Here is an 18,007-nt window from a genome sequence, read left to right as displayed (position 1 = left end):
TGGTGGGTTCGGTGGGGGGGGGGGGGGGCGTGGTGGCCGCCGACGCGGACCCCACCCTCGCCCCCCCCCCCCCCCCCGCGTCGGGCGCGCGCCCCCCCACCGCTGCGTTTGGTGCCTCCGGCGGGTGCCGCTGTGCCCCCCAAGCTCTCAACTTCGTTCGAGCAGGGGGGACCCCCATCGCCCTGCGGCACGACTGCCCACAGCGAGTGGGTCACTCGACGACGAGGGTGACCGGGATGTTGCCGCGGGTCGCGTTCGAGTACGGGCAGACCTGGTGGGTGGCGTCGAGGAGTGCCTTGCCCGCCTCGGGCGAGATGGTGTCCGGCATCTCGACGCGCAGGGTGACCTCCAGGCCGAAGCCGCCCGTGCCGTTCTTGAGCAGGCCCACCTCCGCCGTCACCGAGACGTCCGAGACGTCGATCTTCTGCTGACGGGCGACGAGCTGCATGGCGCTGGCGAAACAGGCCGCATAGCCCGTCGCGAAGAGCTGCTCGGGGTTGGTGCCGGCGCCGTCGCCGCCCAGCTCCACGGGATGGGCCAGCTTGACGTCGAGCTTGCCGTCCGAGGTGACCGCGCGGCCCTCTCGGCCGGATGCCGTTGCCACCGCGGTGTACAGAGCGCTCATGGGGTCCTCCCGGACGGGTCACATCATTTTGAACAGACAGGTCTGTATGCCCCTACGAAGAGCAGCCTAGACAGACCTGTCTGGTACGGTCAAGTCATGCCCGCGAACAATCCGAAGAGCCCCGCTCGCAGCCGAGTCCTGGACACGGCGACCCGCCTCTTCTACGCGGAAGGGGTGCACACGGTCGGCATCGACCGGATCATCGCCGAGGCCGGAGTGGCGAAGGCGACCTTCTACCACCACTTCCCCGCCAAGGACACGCTCGTCAAGGCGTACATCGAGGAGCAGACCCGGCAGCAGCAGGCCGCGGTCGACGAGCTGACCGCCGACGGGCCGCGCGAGAAGCTGCTCGCCGTGTTCGACCGCATGGGGCAGATCGGCGCGCTTGCGGACTTCCGCGGCTGCCCGTTCATCAACGCGGCGGCGGAGTACCCCGATCCGGCCCATCCGGTGCGGCAGGCGATCGAGGAGTACCGGAGCTGGTTCCGCACGCTCATGCGCGATCTGCTCACCGACGCCGGCGACGCGGACCCCGTACGTACGGCGGATCTGCTGATGCTGATCAGGGACGGGCTCGCCGTCGCCTGCGACCTCGACGATCCCGCCGCGCCCCGGCCGGTCGTACGCGATGCGGTGCTGCGGGTGCTCGGCGAGGCCCCCGCAGGAGTGTGACCTTCGCCGCTCCGGGCGGGGGCACTGTCGCCAATGGTTACCGGCAAGTAGCATGAAGAGGTGAGCGCGCGCTCAGGCGTGTGCGTACGCAGCGATCCCGCACCCCCCTGGAGGAGAGCCATCGTGCCTCGTACCGTCAAGGAAGTCGTCTTCGTCGACGGCGTCCGCACCCCGTTCGGCAAGGCGGGCCCGAAGGGCATCTACCACGAGACCCGCGCCGACGACCTCGTCGTGAAGGCCATCCGGGAGCTGCTGCGCCGCAACCCGAACCTGGACCCCGCGAAGGTCGACGAGGTGGCCATCGCCGCCACCACGCAGATCGGCGACCAGGGCCTGACCATCGGCCGCACCGCCGGCATCCTGGCCGGTCTGCCGCAGTCCGTACCGGGCTACTCGATCGACCGCATGTGCGCCGGCGCGCTGACCGCCGTGACCACCGCGGCCGGTTCCATCGCCTTCGGCGCGTACGACGCCGCCATCGCCGGTGGTGTCGAGCACATGGGCCGCCACCCCATGGGTGAGGGCGTCGACCCCAACCCGCGGTTCGTGAGCGAGAAGCTGGTCGACGAGTCGGCCCTGTTCATGGGCATGACCGCCGAGAACCTGCACGACCGCTATCCGACGATCACCAAGCAGCGCGCCGACGAGTACGCGGTGCGTTCGCAGGAGAAGGCCGCCAAGGCGTACGCCGACGGCAAGATCCAGCAGGACCTGGTGCCCGTCTCGGTGCGCAACACCAACCCCGACGTGGGCGAGACCGGTTGGGGTCTCGTGACGGCGGACGAGCCGATGCGCCCGGGCACGACGCTGGAGAACCTGGCCGGTCTGAAGACCCCGTTCCGTACGCACGGGCGGGTCACCGCCGGTAACGCGGCCGGTCTTAACGACGGCGCCACCGCCTCCCTGATCGCGTCCGAGGACTTCGCCCGGGAGCACGACCTTCCGGTCAAGATGCGCCTGGTGTCGTACTCCTTCGCGGGTGTCGAGCCGGAGGTCATGGGCTACGGCCCGATCCCGGCCACCGAGAAGGCGCTCGCGCAGGCCGGTCTGTCCATCGAGGACATCGGCCTGTTCGAGATCAACGAGGCCTTCGCCGTGCAGGTGCTCGCGTTCCTCGAGCACTACGGCATCGCCGACGACGACGCGCGCGTGAACCAGTACGGCGGCGCGATCGCCTTCGGTCACCCGCTCGCCTCCTCCGGTGTGCGTCTGATGACGCAGCTGGCCCGGCAGTTCGAGGACCAGCCGCAGGTGCGGTACGGCCTCACCACCATGTGCGTCGGCTTCGGCATGGGCGCGACCGTCATCTGGGAAAACCCCCACTGGGAGGGCAAGTGAGCACCACCGCTGAGCTGTTGAAGGGTGCGGCCGAGCTGTTCCCGGACGAGGTCGTCACGCAGGCGCACGTACGGCACCTGGAACTGCCGTTCGGCGCCGGTCGGTTCGCGCTGATCACGCTGGACAACGGCCTGGACCACACCAAGCCGACCACCTTCGGTCCGCAGTCGCTGGCCAACCTCGACGTGGCGATCAGCCAGGTCGAGAAGGAGGCCGCGGCGGGCGAGATCATCGGTGTCGGTCTGACCGGCAAGCCGTTCATCTTCGCCGTCGGCGCCGACCTCAAGGGCGTCGAGCTGCTGAAGACGCACGAGGACGCGCTGGCCATCGGCAAGGGCGGGCACGACGTCTTCAAGCGCCTGTCCGCGCTGGCCGTGCCGACCTTCGCGTACTACAACGGCGCCGCGATGGGCGGCGGTGTCGAGGTCGGTCTGCACTGCACGTACCGCACCGTCTCGCAGGCCATCCCGGCCTTCTCGCTGCCCGAGGTCTTCCTCGGTCTGGTCCCGGGCTGGGGCGGCTGTGCGCTGCTTCCGAACCTGATCGGACCCGAGCGCGCCGTCTCGGTCATCATCGAGAACTCGCTCAACCAGAACAAGCAGCTCAAGGGCAAGCAGGTCTACGAGCTCGGGATCGCCGACGCGATCTTCGAGGGCGCCGACTTCCTGGAGCAGTCGCTGATCTGGACCGCGTCCGTGCTCAAGGGCGAGATCAAGATCGAGCGCGCCGCGATCGACCGCGGCGAGGCCTGGGACCAGGCCGTCGCCAAGGGCCGCTTCATCGCGGACAGCAAGGTGCACGGTGCCGCCCCGGCCGCGTACCGCGCCCTGGAGATCATCGAGGCCGCCAAGTCCGGTGACCTCCAGGCCGGTTTCGACGCCGAGGACAAGGCGCTCGCCGACCTCATCATGGGCGGCGAACTGCGCTCCGGCATCTACGCGTTCAACCTGGTGCAGAAGCGCGCCAAGCGTCCGGCGGGTGCCCCGTCCAAGGACCTGGCCCGCCCGGTCACCAAGGTCGGCGTCGTGGGTGCGGGCCTGATGGCCTCGCAGCTGGCGCTGCTCTTCCTGCGCCGCCTCGAGGTGCCGGTCGTCCTGACCGACATCGACCAGGAGCGCATCGACAAGGGCGTGGGCTACGTGCACGCCGAGATCGACAAGCTGCTCCTGAAGTCCCGTATCAACCAGGACAAGGCGAACCGCCTCAAGGCCCTGGTGACGGGTTCGCTCGACAAGGCGGCCGGTTTCTCGGACGCCGACTTCGTCATCGAGGCCGTCTTCGAGGAGATGGGCGTCAAGCAGCAGGTGTTCGCCGAGGTCGAGGCCGTCGCCCCGGCGCACGCGATCCTGGCGACGAACACCTCCTCGCTGTCGGTGACCGAGATGGCGTCGAAGCTCAAGCACCCCGAGCGGGTCGTCGGCTTCCACTTCTTCAACCCGGTCGCCGTGCTTCCGCTGCTCGAGATCGTGCGCGGCGAGAAGACCGACGACGCCTCGCTGGCCACGGCGTTCGGTGTCGCCAAGAAGCTGAAGAAGACCGCGGTGCTCGTGAAGGACGCCCCGGCGTTCGTCGTGAACCGCATCCTCACGCGCTTCATGGGCGAGATCCAGAACGTGATCGACGAGGGCACCCCGGTCGCTGTCGCAGAGAAGGCGGTCGAGCCGCTCGGCCTGCCGATGTCGCCGCTGGTGCTGCTCGAACTGGTCGGCCCGGCCATCGGTCTGCACGTCTCGGAGACGCTCAACCGGTCCTTCCCGGACCGCTTCAAGGTCTCCCCGAACCTGGCGGCCGTCGTGAAGGCCGGCAAGCGCGGCTTCTACGTGTACGACTCCGGCAAGCCCGAGCTCGACCCCGAGGTCGCGGCGCTCCTGGAGCAGGGCGATGTCGTCCTGACCGAGGAGCAGGTGCGGGCCCGGGTGCTCGACGCGGTGGCGCAGGAGATCGGGCTCATGCTCGACGAGGGCGTCGTGGCCGAGGCCCAGGACATCGACCTGTGCCTGATCACGGGCGCCGGCTGGCCGTTCCACCTCGGTGGCGTGACGCCTTACCTCGACCGTGAGGGTGTGTCCGAGCGGGTGAACGGGAAGCGGTTCCTCGCCCAGGGCGTGGCGAGCGTGCCCGCGTAGGCATCTTGCGCAATACGCATGGGCCGTACGGGAGTTGATCCCGTACGGCCCATGTGCGTTCGTGCGTCCCCTGACCTACCAGGGACCGGTGACGTACCGGTGCACGGCCCGCTCAGACGTGCACGGCCCGCGGCAGCTCCGAGCAGGGCGTGCGGCCGGCGGAGACGCGGATGCCTTCCGCGGGCAGCCGGACCCCGCAGCCGATGCGCAGGCCCGGCGGCAGCTCGTTGCCCGCCGCCACGTCCGCGCCGTCGCCGATGACCGCCGAGTCCACGGTGCAGTGGCCCCCGATCCTCGCGCCGCGCCCCACCACGGAGTTGCGCACGACGGAGCCGGTCGCGATACGCGCTCCGGCGAGCACGACGCTGGCCTCGACCACCGCTCCGTCCTCGACCACGGCGTCCGAGCCGATCACGGTGCCGGCACAGAGCACGGCCCCTTGGCCGACCGAGGCGCCGGGCAGTACGAGTGCTTCGCCGGTGTCGCCGGGCACGGCCGGGGAGTCCACCGCGCCAAGGACGAGGTCCGCCGAGCCCTCGATGAACGCGGCGGGTGTGCCCAGGTCGCGCCAGTAGGTGTCGTCGACCACACCGCGTACCAGGGCTCCGGACACGAGCAGTTCGGGGAAGGTCTCGCGCTCCACGGAGACCACGCGGCCCGCGGGGATCCGGTCGATCACCGCACGGGTGAAGACGTAGCAGCCGGCGTTGATCTGGTCCGTGACGATCTGCTCCGGGGTCTCGGGCTTCTCCAGGAAGGCCAGCACCCGGCCCTCGTCGTCGGTGGGCACCAGGCCGAAGGCGCGAGGGTCCTCCACCCGCGTCAGATGCAGGGTGACATCCGCGCCCGCGGCCCGGTGGCCCTCCCTGAGCGCCGCGATGTCCACGCCGGAGAGGATGTCGCCGTTGAACACCAGGACCGGCTCGTCGGGTCCGCAGGTGAGCCGCCCCGCCGCGTTGCGGATGGCGCCGCCGGTGCCGAGGGGTTCGGTCTCGGTGACGTACTCGAGTCGCAGGCCGAGCTCCGAGCCGTCGCCGTACTCGTCCTCGAAGAGCTCCGCCAGGTAGGAGGTCGCCAGGACGATCCGGGTGACGCCCGCGGCCGCCGCACGCCTCAACTGGTGGGTGAGGAACGGGACTCCGGCCACTTCGAGCAACGGCTTGGGCGTGTGGCTCGTCAGCGGACGCAGTCGGGTGCCTTTTCCGCCGACAAGGAGGATTGCTTCACTCATGGTGCTCCGTCTTCGCTTCGGTGGGACGCATTGCGGCGTACGTGGTCCTCGGGCGTGCCACGGCCGGCTGGGCGGGCATGCGGGACGTCAGGTGGTGGCAGGCGCGGCCTGCGAGACGAGGGTCTACGGGGCTGCCGCGGCGCCCGGGCCCTGGTAGTCCGAGCCGAAACAGTCCCGGATCACCTGCTCCGTCTTGGGCCGTCCGGCGAAGTGCAACCGTGAAATGTCGTCGCCGGGCGCCACGTCGGGGTCGTCGTCGAAGTTGATCGACCACCAGTAGACGCCGGCCATCTTGCGGTCCACGACGACCTTGCAGACGGCCTCGTACCAGTTGGCCTGGACGTTCTCGTCGACGGCCCGCTGGTTGTAGAAGTCTCCGGGAGCGCGGTAGGCACCCTTCATCGCGCCGATCCCCGCCTCGGACAGGACGATGCGCGGCAGCGGACCGGTGGTCTTCTTGTCGAGCCAGCGCTCCCAGCCCTTGACGAGCGTGCCGACCGACGCGGTGTCCGGCACCTGGAGGGGGAAGTAGGCGTCGACGCCCAGGTGGTTCACCGGCATGTCGATCCGGCCGCTCACGTAGTTGTCCCAGTTCGCGTCGTACGACAACTCGCCCTTGAAGGTCTTCTCCAGCTGTCCCGCGAGCGAGCTCCACCGCGGGTCGCCCTCGAGGGAGTTCAGCTCGGCGCCGATGACGAACGTCCTGACCTCGTGCTTCTGGGCCAGCGCCACATACGGCTTCAGGAAGGTGCGGTACGAGGCGAACCAGTCGTCGCGGCTCGCGGGCGCGATGTTGCCGCGCCAGCCCTTGGGCGGGTTCAGGGACTTCTCGTCCATCAGCGGACGCATCGTCACCCGCAGGCCGGCGTCCTGGAACACCTTGAGGACGATGTCCATGTGCTCGGGGGTCGGCGTCTTGTCACCGGCGAAGAGCTTGGTGGAGGTGGGGCCCTTGGTGAAGAACGGGAAGGAGACCGCCACGGAGTTGGCGTGCAGACCGACCAGGTACTCGGCCTTCTGCCGGGCCCGTCGCTCCACCTCCGCGGCGGTGTTCTCCGGCGAGTCCTCCCAGTAGATCTGGACGCCCCACTGGGGCATGCCGGGCTTCCACGGCTTGTCCACGCGCAGGGCATCGGCGGCCTGCCCGTCGCCGTCCGTGCGTTCGGTGACCTGCTTGCTCGCCTTGACCGGCTGGGTGCCGGGGTCGTCGGAGCCCCGGCCGAAGCTGGGCAGCAGGGAACCGCTCTCCCAGCGCACGGGATGGTCGCCGAACGCGAGGGACGACGCGGCCACGGTGGACAGGACGACTACGGGGAGCACCGCGAGCAGCGGCAGCCGGGAGCGCTTCATGTGAGGGGGTTTCCGGTCTAGGCGGGCTTGGCGATGACGACGAACTGGTTCTCCTCGCGGCGCGCGAACTTCAGGAAGCCGCGCAGGCCGCCGACGCCTTCGAGGACGGAGAACACGGGAATGAGCGCGAGCACGGCGACCGGCTCCCACCACTTGCGCCGGCCGGTCTTCGAGACCAGTGCGTTCAGGCGCAGCCCCTCCCAGTAAGTCCAGATCACATAGGCGAAGTTGACCGACCACAGAATGATCACGGACTGGGCGACGGGCGAGGTGTTCATGTCGCCGATGCACCAGCCGACGGCGAGCACCACGGCGATGTGCTGCAGCGGGCCGAGGATCCAGGTGGCCACGCACACGGACAGGAACCAGCGGTAGCGCAGCGGGATGGTGCGGTTGAAGCACAGCGCCACCAGACCCCAGGCCCAGCGTTCGCGCTGCTTGACGAAGTCGCGTACGCCCGCGGGCGAGGCTCCGTAGCAGCGGCCGTTGAACCAGTCGCTGCGGCCGGGATAGCGCCGGCAGAACGTGAGGGCGAGCTGGGCGTCCTCCACGATGGCCTTCGGGCCGAAGTCCCAGCCGATCGTCGCCTCTATGGAGGCGCGCAGGACCAGGAGTTCGCCGTGCACACCGGCGGCCGGGGTGCCGGTGCCGGTCAGGGCGCGGAACCGGGCGATGTCGTCGGCGGGCCGTACCGCGTCCGCGAGCCAGGTGAACAGACTGACCGCGTTCTCGCGCGGATACGTCAGGATGCCCTGGGCCATGTGCTTGGCCTCGTCCGGGTGGGCGCGGCGCTGCCTGTTGATGAACTGGGCGAGTGCGGCCGCGGTGTCGGTGCCGACGCCGGTGTCGTCGTCCATGTGCAGCACCCACACATGGTCGAGTGCCTCGCCCTCGGCGATGCGCAGTTCGTGGGAGTAGTGGTTGGCCCGCGCCTTGAACCGGGTGCCGTTGGGCGTCCGGTACGCCTTGGGGACGGTGACGACACGGACCAGGGGGTGGCGGGCGAGTGCGGCGATCTGCTCGGCGGCCTCGCAGCCTTCCTCCGTCAGTACGTCGACGCGCATGTGCGGGAAGTACGCGGGGAGATGGTCGACGTACGACCGCACCGAGCGCTCGAGGGCCGGGTAGGTGTCGTTGCGGCCGATGGTCGGCACGAGGGCGATGAGGAAGTCCTCGTGCGCGGGCGCCGCAGGGGCCGCCTCGTCGCCGCGTCGTGCGCGGCGCCGGATGAGCAGGGCTCCCTGGATGCCGACGAGCGTGCCCACGATCGGCAGGGACCACACGATGGTCAGGACCCAGCTCAGCGGTGTGCTGCTCGGGCTGTAGAACCACATTCCGAGAACGAGCAGAAGAGTGAGCGGAATCAGGAACGAAGCGATTCCCGGTTTCCAGGAGCCGATCCGGCAGGCCAGGCGCACCGAGTGCCTGGAGGGGGCTTGTGGGCTTTCGGCTATGCCGGTCGACATGACTGTATGGACTCTCGGACGCTTGATTCGGACTTTGGTATCGGTTCGACGTTTCCGCGCCGAATCAACCGACCCGTGGATGCTAATCCGTCACGGAGAATCCGCTGCTCGGAATAGGTCCCGACGCCCGGGACGAAAGTCCTGGAACCAAGCGGATACCAGATCCGTCGGAGGTGATCCGTGGTCGATTCGCTCCCCATATACTCGGGCGCCGATCGCCGACCGAACCGGAAAGAACATGAATACCCAGACACTCGCCTTGGGCACCATAGGCGGCACGAACAACTCACCCGCCGCCGCACCCACCAGGCGGGACAGCTCTCGTCGGCACCAATGGCGAGTCCGTCTGGGCCTGTTGGGAATTCTCCTGGCACAAGCCCTGCTCTCCGCCCGTGGTTTCCCCGGCCCCGATCAGGACGAGGCGCTGTACACCCATACCGGAAAGCTGATCTGGGACGGTTTTCTGCAGGGCGTACCCACCACGCATTGGGGTGCGCACGGATTCTTCTCCGGTGCACCGGAGTTGTATCCCGTCCTCGCCGGCCGGCTCGACTCGGCATTCGGACTCACCGGCGTACGGACGTTCAGTCTGCTGTGCATGCTGGCCACGACCGGGCTGCTGTATCTGATCACCCGGCAGCTCTTCGGCGGGCGCACCGCTCTGTGGACGGCGGCGATGTATGCCGTGCTGCCGTCGGTCCTCGAGCTCAACGTCCTTGCCACCTATGACGCTCCCGCCGTGGCGCTCCTCGCCCTGGCCTGCTGGATCGCGGTGCGCTGCGGCCCCTCGCGGGCCTATGTGCTCGCGGCGCCGGTGGCGGCCCTGGCGATCGCGGTGAAGTACGCGGCGCTGATGTTCCTGCCCGCCATCGCCGTGCTCGCCGCCCTGACGGCCCTGCGCCACCGCGGCCGTTGGCACTGGCCGGCGGCGGCCCGTGCGCTGGTCCTGCCGGCTCTGGTCGCCGCGGTGCTCGGCGCCGCGATGGCCCTGTTCGGCACCGCGCATCTGCAGGGCGCGCGTTCCACGACCACCGGCCGCGCGCAGAGCGCCGACTCGGCCGAGGCAGTGCTCCGGATCTCCCTGCAGCTCGGCGGCTGGCTCTTCGCGCTCGCCGGCATCGGCGCCGTGCTGTACGCGCTGCGCGATCCGAGCGGCACCACACCGGGCCGCTGGTGGCGCGTCACGTATGCCTCGGCGATGGTCCTGACCGCCGTGCTCGTCCCCCTGTACCAGGCGCATCTGCACACCACGGTCGCGCTGGGCAAGCACCTCGCGTACGCGCTGCTCTTCGTGGCCCCGCTCGCGGGCCTCGCCATCGACCGTTTCGTCGGCCCCTACCTGCCCAATCTGCTGTGCTTCCTGGTGGCGGCGGGCTTGGTCGGCCTTGCCGTGTACGGCACGAACAAGGCCACCGACCTGTCCCGTTGGTTCCCCGACACCAGCGAACTGGCCCGGACCCTCGAGCCCATGGTGAATGCGAAGGGCAAGTACCTCGCGGAACCCGGCAATCCGATGAAGTACTACTTCTCCGAGACGACCGCGCCGGACCAGTGGACCGAGCTGACCTGGATCGACTACACGGATCCGCAGGGCCGCAAGCGTCAGGGCTTCGACGCGTACCGCAGCGCCATCCGCAACGGCCACTTCGACCTCGCGGTGCTCGACGACCACCCGGGCCACGACATGTCCCAGAGGCTGATCCCCGAGCTGGAGAAGAGCGGAAAGTACCGCCTGGAGCGCACCGTGGCGAACGAGGACAACAGCGGGCCCGGCGAATTCCAGGTGTGGGTCCGCGAGTAGGACGACCGCGCCCACCGGACAATGGGTGCATGCCCACGCTCCTGATCATCGACGCCGCCAACGTCATCGGCTCCGTCCCCGACGGGTGGTGGCGCGACCGGCGCGCGGCCGCCGTACGCCTGCGGGACAAGCTCGTCCCGTACGCGACCGAGGGCCTGCCTCCCGCCCACCCGGGCCCGCTCGACATCGTCCTGGTCGTCGAGGGCCGGGCGCGCGGCGTGGAGAGCGTGCCGGGGGTGCGCGTGGACGAGGCGCCGGGCAGCGGGGACGACCGGATCGTGGAACTGGCGGCAGCGGCCACGGGCACGTGCGTGGTCGTCACGGCCGACCGCGAACTGCGGGGCAGGGTGGGCGAGTCGGGGGCGGTGTGCTTGGGGCCGCGGGCCGTGTACCAGTCGCTTCGGGGCCACCCGCGGCCGTGACGGAACTCGGGTTCGATTACCTTGGTGCGTACACCATCGACACCGTGGGCCGGCCCTCCCCCCACCCGGGCCCCACTCCCCCGCGCGTACGCGACACGTCCGCGGCGCGGGGCCGTGAGGAAGAGGGACCCGCACCATGTCGCACGCAGCCCCGCCGGGCCGCCGCGCCCGCAGCGGCCGACCCGGGCGCCGCCGCACCGGCCGCATCGTCCTGCTGACCCTGCTGGCCCTGGTCCTGGCGCTGGGCGGCACCGCGTGGTGGCTCTACTCGGACCTCAACTCCAATATCGCCGCGGTGGACCTCGACAAGGCCCTGGGCAAGAACCGCCCCGAGAAGCAGGCTGCCTCCGGCCAGAATCTGCTGATCCTCGGCTCCGACTCACGCGCGGGCGCCAATGCCTCCCTGGGCACGGGCCAGGCGGCGGGCGCCCGCGCGGACACCGCGCTCGTGGTGCACATCCCCGAGGGCCGTGCACGGGCCACCGCCGTCAGCATCCCGCGCGACACACTGGTGACCCGCCCCGAGTGCGCCAAGGACGACGGCTCCACGCTGCCGCCCGCGAAGCGCGTGATGTTCAACTCCGTGTACTCCACGGCAGGTCCGGCCTGCGTGGTCAAGACCGTGGAAGCGATGTCCGGGGTGCGGATGGACCACTTCATGGAGATCGACTTCGCGGGGTTCAAGGGTCTGGTCGACGCGATAGGCGGGGTGACCGTCACCGTCGGCGAACCGATCGAGGACAAGTCCAGCGGCCTCTCCCTGACGAAGGGCACCCACAAGCTGGACGGGACGCAGTCCCTGGCCTTCGTGCGTACCCGGCACGGCGTCGGGGACGGCAGCGACCTCGGGCGGATAGGGCTGCAGCAGCAGTTCATGGTCGCGCTGCTCGGCGAGATCAAGCGGCAGGACCTTCTGGGGAGCCCCACCAAGACGTACCGCATCGCGGACCGCCTCACGGAATCCCTCACGACGGACGCCGAGCTCGCGTCCCTGACCGCGCTCGCGGACTTCGGCCAGAGCCTCCAGGCGATCGATCCGTCCACGATGGAGACGGTGATGCTGCCGGTCGCCTACGACAAGGCGGACCCGAACCGGGTGGTGCCCGCGGAGCCTCAGGCGGGCGCCCTGTGGAAGGCGCTCCGCGACGACCGGCCGGTCCCCGAGTCCGCCAGGAAGTCCCCCGCGACCGGCGGTTGAGCACCCGGGGCCGCGCGGGCGACGGCTCACCCCGGCCCCGACCGCTCGTACAGCACCGTCCCGCCCACCACCCCCGCCCGCTGATACCCCCCGCGCTCCAGCGCCTTGCGCAGCCCCTTGACCCGCTCCACCCCGTACGGCTTCCCGCGTGCGTCGTCCACGACCAGGGCCGGCGGACGCGTGCTCAGCTCCTCGCGGAAGGTCGTCCAGCCGCCGCGTACCGCGTACTTCTCGCCCACCTGGGGGCCGTTGCGGCCTCCGCTGTAGTTGGTGAGCAGGCCCGCCGTCAGAAAGCGGCTGGCCGGTACGCGGTCGGCGAGCCAGTACGTCTCGGGGTGTATGCCCCAGATGAGGACCCGGTCGCCGGGCTGGGTGCGGGCCTGGACGGCGGAGGCGACACGGGCCGCGTGGGCGAGTTCGGGACGCGGCGTCAGCAGGCCCCACACAAGGAAGAACGCGCAGGTGCAGGCCGTGGTCAGCAGGGCCGTGGGGAGCCAGACCCGGGGCAGGATCTGCAGCGCGGCGGTGCCCAACAGGACGAGCGGCGGGATGAGTTGGAGGTAGTAGTGGCCGAAGAAGTGGAAGCCGAGGCAGACCGCCGCCGTCGATGAACCGAGCCAGAGCCAGAGGTCGGCGGCTCCGGTGCGGGCGATCCGCAGGACGCGCACGATCGGCTGGAGCACGCCCGCGCAGGCCACGGCGAGCAGGGCGGTGTTGCCCAACGCCCGGAAGAGGACGTGCAGTTCGGAGCCGGTGAAGGAGGCGTAGGCGCCGGAGCCGGTGACCGTCCAGAAGAGGAAGCCGGTGGGGGTGGTGGCCAAGGCCACGGCGAGCAGCGGCGCGAGCCCGCCGGCGGCCAGACGCAGCAGCGCGCCGCGCGGCCGGCCCGACTGCCACAGCAGCCAGAGCACGGGCAGCAGCACCGCCGCACCCGTCTGCTTCGTCAGGAAGGCGGCGGCCACGGCGAGGCCCGCGCAGCCCCAACGGCGCCGGTCCGCACACCACATGGCGGCCGCGGTGCACGGCAGCATGAAGACCTCGAAGGTGGCGGCCTGGGTGTCCTCGGGATTGAGGCCGATGGACAGCAGCACGGAAAGGATCCCGGCCGTGCGGCCGGCGCCGTCGCCCCAGCGGCGGCGGGCGAGCGCGGCGAGCAGGGCCGCGGTCAGGAACACCGCCGCGACGGCGAGGATCTTCAGCGGTACGAGGGAGTCGTCGCCGAACAGCGCGAACGCGCCCTGGTAGAGCCAGGGCACGAGGGGTGGCTTGCGGTCGACCACGGTCTCGTACAGCTCACCCCCCGAGGCCAGCATCCTCGCCTGGGTGGCGAGGAACCCCTCGTCGGGGTTCCACACCGGCCAGACGAAGGACGGGATCCGGGTCACGCAGGCCAGCACGGCGAGGACCGGGAGCAGCCTCGTCCAGTAGCGGGTGCCTGCTGAGGACGGCGCGGGCTGCTCGTCACCGGTACGCGGCCGGGGCACCGGACTCGTACCGGTCCGGTGAATGGGCAGCCCTTGTACGGAACGTGACGACGCGGAAGGCTCGGCGAGCATAGGGGCCAAGCTAACGGCCCCGCAGCCCTCGCCGAAGCGGGACATACGGGGCCGAAGGGTTACGCAGGAAACTCACGTGTGATGACAGGGAGTTGTGGGGCGGGGTCTGAGGCCAGGTCAGTCGACCACTGGTTCGCGCGGCGGCAGATGCTTGCCGAGGCGGCTGTGCCTGCGTCCGTACAGGAAATAGATGATCACGCCGAGGACCATCCAGATGCCGAAGCGCAGCCAGGTCTCCGCGGGCAGGTTGAGCATCAGCCAGAGCGAGGCCGCGACCGAGAGGATCGGGACCAGTGGGACCAGCGGGGTGCGGAAGGAGCGCGGCAGGTCGGGGCGCTTCTTGCGCAGGATCACCACACCGATGGCGACCACGACGAAGGCGAACAGGGTGCCGATGTTGACCAGTTCGGCGAGTTCGTCGATCGAGGTGAAGCCGGCCACGATCGCGACGATCACACCGAGCAGGATCGTCGAGCGGTACGGGGTGCCGAAGCGCGGGTGGACGACGGAGAAGGGCTTGGGCAGCAGTCCGTCGCGGCTCATCGCGAAGAACACCCGGGTCTGGCCCATCAGGAGGATCAGGCAGACGGTGGTGAGTCCGACGGCCGCGCCGAAGCTGATGAGCCCCGCCCAGAAGGGATGGCCGACGGATTTGAAGGCGTCGGCGAGCGGGGCGTCCGTGGACAGCTCGGTGTACTTCTGCATACCGGTGACGACGATCGAGACGAGCACATAGAGCAGGGTGCAGATGAGCAGCGAGCCGAGGATGCCGCGCGGGACGTCCCGCTGCGGGTTCTTGGTCTCCTCCGCGGCCGTGGCCACGATGTCGAAGCCGATGAACGCGAAGAAGACCACGGCGGCCGCGGTGAAGATGCCCATCACGCCGAAGTTGGTGGGCGCCCAGCCGAACATCAGCTGGATCAGCGGCGAGGTGATGTCGTTGCCGGCCTCGCCCGGCTGGGACGGCGGGATGAACGGGTCGTAGTTGGAGCCCGTGATGAAGAAGGCGCCGACGAGGATCACGATCAGGACGACACTGACCTTGAGTGCCACGACGACGGCGCTGACCCGTGAGGAGAGCTTCATCCCTGCGATCAGGATGCCCGTGAGCAGCAGGACGAGCAGACAGGCCAGGATGTCGAAGCCGAAGTCGCCGTCCCGCGTTCCCGTGAGGGCGTCGGGCAGGTGCAGACCGGCGGTGTCCATCAGCGAGCGCACATAGCCGGACCAGCCGACCGCGACCACCGCGCAGCCGAGCGCCATCTCGAGGATCAGGTCCCAGCCGATGATCCATGCGGGGAGTTCACCGAGGGAGGCGTACGCGAAGGTGTACGCGGAGCCGGCCACGGGGACGGTCGAGGCGAACTCGGCGTAGCACAGGGCCGCGAGCGCGCAGACCAGGCCGGCGACCACGAAGGCGAGGGCGACCGCCGGGCCCGCGGTCTCCTTGGCGATCTTTCCGGTGAGGACGAAGATGCCGGTGCCGATGATCACGCCGACGCCGAAGACCGTGAGGTCGAGGGCGGAGAGCGACTTCTTGAGTGCGTGCTCGGGTTCCTCTGTGTCGCGCATCGACTGCTCGACGGATTTGGTGCGGAACATTCCGCCTCCGGAGTTGCGTGTGCCCTGCGGTGTGGTCACCGGTGTGCCTCCCTGCGCTCGTGTCGAGGGACATGATCGGGACGGTGGGCGGGCGGGTACCCGTGACCGGGCCCTACGTCACACGAAAGGCCCGGCCGGACCACCCGTTAAGGGCGGTCCGGCCGGGCCTTGATGACGCTCGGTGCCGAGTGTCAGTCCCGGGCCGGCTCCACGGTCTCGCTCGCGGCGCTCTCGTAGCGGCCGTCCAGCTTGGACACGAGGCCGGTGACCTGGCGTGCGATATCCGGTGCGGTCAGACCGATCTCGGCCATGACCTCCTTGCGCGAGGCGTGGTCGAGGAAGCGCGGCGGGATGCCGAAGTCGCGCAGCGGTACGTCCACGCCCGCGTCGCGCAGCGCCTGGGCGATGGCGGACCCGACACCGCCGGCGCGGCCGTTGTCCTCGACGGTGACGACGACGCGGTGCTGCTCGGCGAGCGGGGCGAGCGCCTCGTCGACCGGCTTGACCCAGCGGGGGTCGACGACCGTGGTGGAGATGCCCTGCTTGTCCAGCAGGCCGGCGATCTCCAGGCACATCGGGGCGAGCGCGCCGACGGAGACCAGGAGGACGTCCGGGCGGTCCGTGCCGGCCTTGCGCAGCAGGTCCATGCCGCCGATCTTGCCGACCTCGGGCACGGCCGGGCCGACCAGGCCCTTGGAGAAGCGCACGACGGTCGGTGCGTCGTCGACGTCGACCGCCTCGCGCAGCTGCGCGCGCAGCTGCTGGGCGTCACGCGGTGCGGCCAGGCGCAGGCCCGGGACGCACTGCAGGATCGACATGTCCCACATGCCGTTGTGCGAGGCGCCGTCCGTACCGGTGACACCGGCCCGGTCGAGCACGAAGGTGACACCGCACTTGTGCAGGGCCACGTCCATGAGCAGCTGGTCGAAGGCGCGGTTGAGGAACGTCGCGTACACGGCGAAGACCGGGTGCAGACCGCCCGTCGCGAGCCCGGCGGCGGAGACCGCGCCGTGCTGCTCGGCGATGCCGACGTCGAAGATCCGGTCGGGGAACGCGGCCTGGAACTTCTTCAGACCGACCGGCTGCAGCATCGCGGCGGTGATCGCCACGATGTCCTTGCGCTCCCTGCCGAGCTCGACCATCTCGTCACCGAAGACGCTGGTCCAGTCGGCGCCGGAGGCGGCGACCGGCAGACCCGTGTCGGGGTGGATCACGCCGACGGCGTGGAAACGGTCGGCCTCGTCCTGGACGGCGGGCTGGTAGCCGCGGCCCTTCTCGGTGAGGCAGTGCACGATCACCGGGCCGCCGAAGCGCTTGGCGCGCATGAGCGCGGACTCCAGGGCCTGGATGTCGTGGCCGTCGATCGGGCCGACGTACTTGAGTCCCAGGTCCTCGAACATGCCCTGCGGGGCGATGAAGTCCTTGAGGCCCTTCTTGGCGCCGTGCAGCGTCTCGTAGAGCGGGCGCCCGACGACGGGCGTCTTCTCCAGGAGGTCCTTCGTACGGGACAGGAAACGCTCGTATCCGTCCGTCGTACGCAGGGTCGCCAGGTGGTTCGCGAGGCCGCCGATGGTGGGGGCGTACGAACGCTCGTTGTCGTTGACGACGATCACCAGCGGGCGGTCCTTGGCGGCGGCGATGTTGTTCAGCGCCTCCCAGGCCATACCGCCGGTGAGGGCGCCGTCACCGATCACGGCGACGACGTGGTCGTCCTTGCCGAGGACCTCGTTGGCCTTGGCCAGGCCGTCGGCCCAGCCGAGCACCGTGGAGGCGTGGCTGTTCTCGATCACGTCGTGCTCGGACTCGGCGCGCGAGGGGTAGCCGGACAGGCCGCCCTTGGCGCGCAGGTTCGAGAAGTCCTGGCGGCCGGTGAGCAGCTTGTGCACATAGCTCTGGTGGCCGGTGTCGAGCAGCACCCTGTCCTTGGGCGACTCGAAGACGCGGTGCAGGGCGATGGTGAGCTCGACGACGCCGAGGTTCGGGCCGAGGTGGCCGCCGGTCTTGGAGACCGCGTCGACCAGGAAGGTCCGGATCTCAGCGGCCAGCTGGTCCAGCTGCTCATGGCTGAGCCGGTCCAGGTCGCGCGGCCCCTTGATACGGGTCAGCAGGCCCACCCGTGCCTCCTAGCGTTCGTTTCGGTAGAGCTGTTCGAGCTTTGCCGGGTCTGTCGAGTCTAATGTTCCGCCCGGCAAGGGCGTCGTCGGGTATGTCACGCGTTCGGCGGTACGGAGAGGTGTTCGCGGGGTGTACTCGGCCGGTCCGTTTCTGTGCACGACCGTGCAAGGCCCTGTCCCGCGAGGACGCCGGGTGTGCGCTGTGGGTTGCGCCTGACGCGGGCGGAATTCCCGCCTCCCCGGCCGGGCCGCGTGGGGCTCGGCCGCACCGCTCACCGCTCGGCCCCCGAAAGGGTCACGTCCGGTTGTACGGAGACGTCGTCCTGTACGGAGGGTGCGTCCTTCCGTACGGGCAGCGCGTCCTTCCGTACGGGCAGCGCGTCCTCCACTGAGGGCTCGTCCTGTACGGAGACCTCCTCGGCGCCCCGCCCGCAGCGCTTGCACGCCCCGCGGCGACGAGGCGGGCTGGGGCGTGACGGGCCCCAGCGTCTTCTGGACGGCGTGGG

General features: G+C 70.0%; 14 protein-coding genes. 6 read left to right on the top strand and 8 right to left on the bottom strand.

The annotated features are described in order from the left end of the window. Nucleotides 1–211: 211 nt before the first annotated feature. Nucleotides 212–625 (bottom strand): organic hydroperoxide resistance protein, encoded by a 414-nt coding sequence (locus ABT367_RS34835; RefSeq protein WP_352257292.1) that lies wholly within the window; start codon nt 623–625, stop codon nt 212–214. A gap of 96 nt (nt 626–721) precedes the next feature. Between ABT367_RS34835 and ABT367_RS34830 the strand changes: the two genes are divergently transcribed. From ABT367_RS34830 to ABT367_RS34820, 3 genes are all read left to right on the top strand, one after another. Beyond that, nucleotides 722–1,297 carry a TetR/AcrR family transcriptional regulator gene (locus ABT367_RS34830; protein WP_352257291.1) on the top strand — a complete coding sequence of 192 codons (576 nt, stop codon included), beginning with the start codon at nt 722–724 and terminating at the stop codon, nt 1,295–1,297. Nucleotides 1,298–1,420: 123 nt separating this feature from the next. Continuing rightward, nucleotides 1,421–2,635, top strand: a complete 1,215-nt coding sequence (locus ABT367_RS34825; protein WP_352257290.1) for a thiolase family protein — start codon at nt 1,421–1,423, stop codon at nt 2,633–2,635. Continuing rightward, nucleotides 2,632–4,761, top strand: coding sequence for a 3-hydroxyacyl-CoA dehydrogenase NAD-binding domain-containing protein (locus ABT367_RS34820; protein WP_352257289.1), 2,130 nt, complete (start codon nt 2,632–2,634; stop codon nt 4,759–4,761). Before ABT367_RS34825 ends, ABT367_RS34820 begins: the two co-directional genes overlap by 4 nt. 112 nt (nt 4,762–4,873) lie before the next feature. Here ABT367_RS34820 and ABT367_RS34815 read toward each other — a convergent pair whose 3' ends face one another. From ABT367_RS34815 to ABT367_RS34805, 3 genes are all read right to left on the bottom strand, one after another. Next, a complete protein-coding gene (locus ABT367_RS34815) occupies nt 4,874–5,992 on the bottom strand; it encodes an NDP-sugar synthase (protein ID WP_352257288.1) in 1,119 nt (372 codons plus the stop codon). Nucleotides 5,993–6,115: 123 nt separating this feature from the next. Further along, entirely contained in the window at nt 6,116–7,342 is a 1,227-nt protein-coding gene (locus ABT367_RS34810) for a glycoside hydrolase family 113 (RefSeq protein WP_352257287.1), read from the bottom strand. 17 nt (nt 7,343–7,359) lie between these two features. After that, nucleotides 7,360–8,808, bottom strand: a complete 1,449-nt coding sequence (locus ABT367_RS34805; protein WP_352257286.1) for a glycosyltransferase family 2 protein — start codon at nt 8,806–8,808, stop codon at nt 7,360–7,362. Between the two features lie 355 nt (nt 8,809–9,163). Here ABT367_RS34805 and ABT367_RS34800 point away from each other — a divergent pair, with 355 nt between their 5' ends. The 3 genes from ABT367_RS34800 to ABT367_RS34790 all read left to right on the top strand — a co-directional run bounded on the left by ABT367_RS34800 (nt 9,164) and on the right by ABT367_RS34790 (nt 12,229). After that, nucleotides 9,164–10,609, top strand: a complete 1,446-nt coding sequence (locus ABT367_RS34800; protein WP_352257285.1) for a glycosyltransferase family 39 protein — start codon at nt 9,164–9,166, stop codon at nt 10,607–10,609. A 29-nt stretch (nt 10,610–10,638) separates the two neighbouring features. Further along, nucleotides 10,639–11,031 carry an NTP pyrophosphohydrolase gene (locus tag ABT367_RS34795; protein WP_352257284.1) on the top strand — a complete coding sequence of 131 codons (393 nt, stop codon included), beginning with the start codon at nt 10,639–10,641 and terminating at the stop codon, nt 11,029–11,031. Nucleotides 11,032–11,167: 136 nt separating this feature from the next. Beyond that, nucleotides 11,168–12,229, top strand: coding sequence for an LCP family protein (locus ABT367_RS34790; RefSeq protein WP_352257283.1), 1,062 nt, complete (start codon nt 11,168–11,170; stop codon nt 12,227–12,229). A 26-nt stretch (nt 12,230–12,255) separates the two neighbouring features. Here ABT367_RS34790 and ABT367_RS34785 read toward each other — a convergent pair whose 3' ends face one another. The 4 genes from ABT367_RS34785 to ABT367_RS34770 form a co-directional block, all read right to left on the bottom strand. Continuing rightward, nucleotides 12,256–13,785, bottom strand: coding sequence for an ArnT family glycosyltransferase (locus tag ABT367_RS34785; protein ID WP_352257282.1), 1,530 nt, complete (start codon nt 13,783–13,785; stop codon nt 12,256–12,258). Between the two features lie 117 nt (nt 13,786–13,902). Beyond that, a complete protein-coding gene (locus tag ABT367_RS34780; RefSeq protein ID WP_352257293.1) occupies nt 13,903–15,387 on the bottom strand; it encodes an amino acid permease in 1,485 nt (494 codons plus the stop codon). 191 nt (nt 15,388–15,578) lie between these two features. Then, the gene (dxs, locus tag ABT367_RS34775; protein WP_352257281.1) at nt 15,579–17,501 is read right to left on the bottom strand and encodes a 1-deoxy-D-xylulose-5-phosphate synthase; all 1,923 of its coding nucleotides are present in this window, start codon (nt 17,499–17,501) and stop codon (nt 15,579–15,581) included. Nucleotides 17,502–17,773: 272 nt separating this feature from the next. Beyond that, nucleotides 17,774–18,007, bottom strand: a 234-nt coding sequence (locus tag ABT367_RS34770; RefSeq protein WP_352257280.1) for a hypothetical protein, incomplete at its 5' end; no start/stop codon positions are given.

Origin of the sequence: Streptomyces mesophilus (genome assembly GCF_040300965.1) — a bacterium.
In the GTDB taxonomy this organism is placed as follows: Bacteria; Actinomycetota; Actinomycetes; order Streptomycetales; family Streptomycetaceae; genus Streptomyces; species Streptomyces mesophilus_A.
Note: the sequence above shows the minus strand (reverse complement) of the source record. Positions and strands in the feature narration are given on the sequence as shown.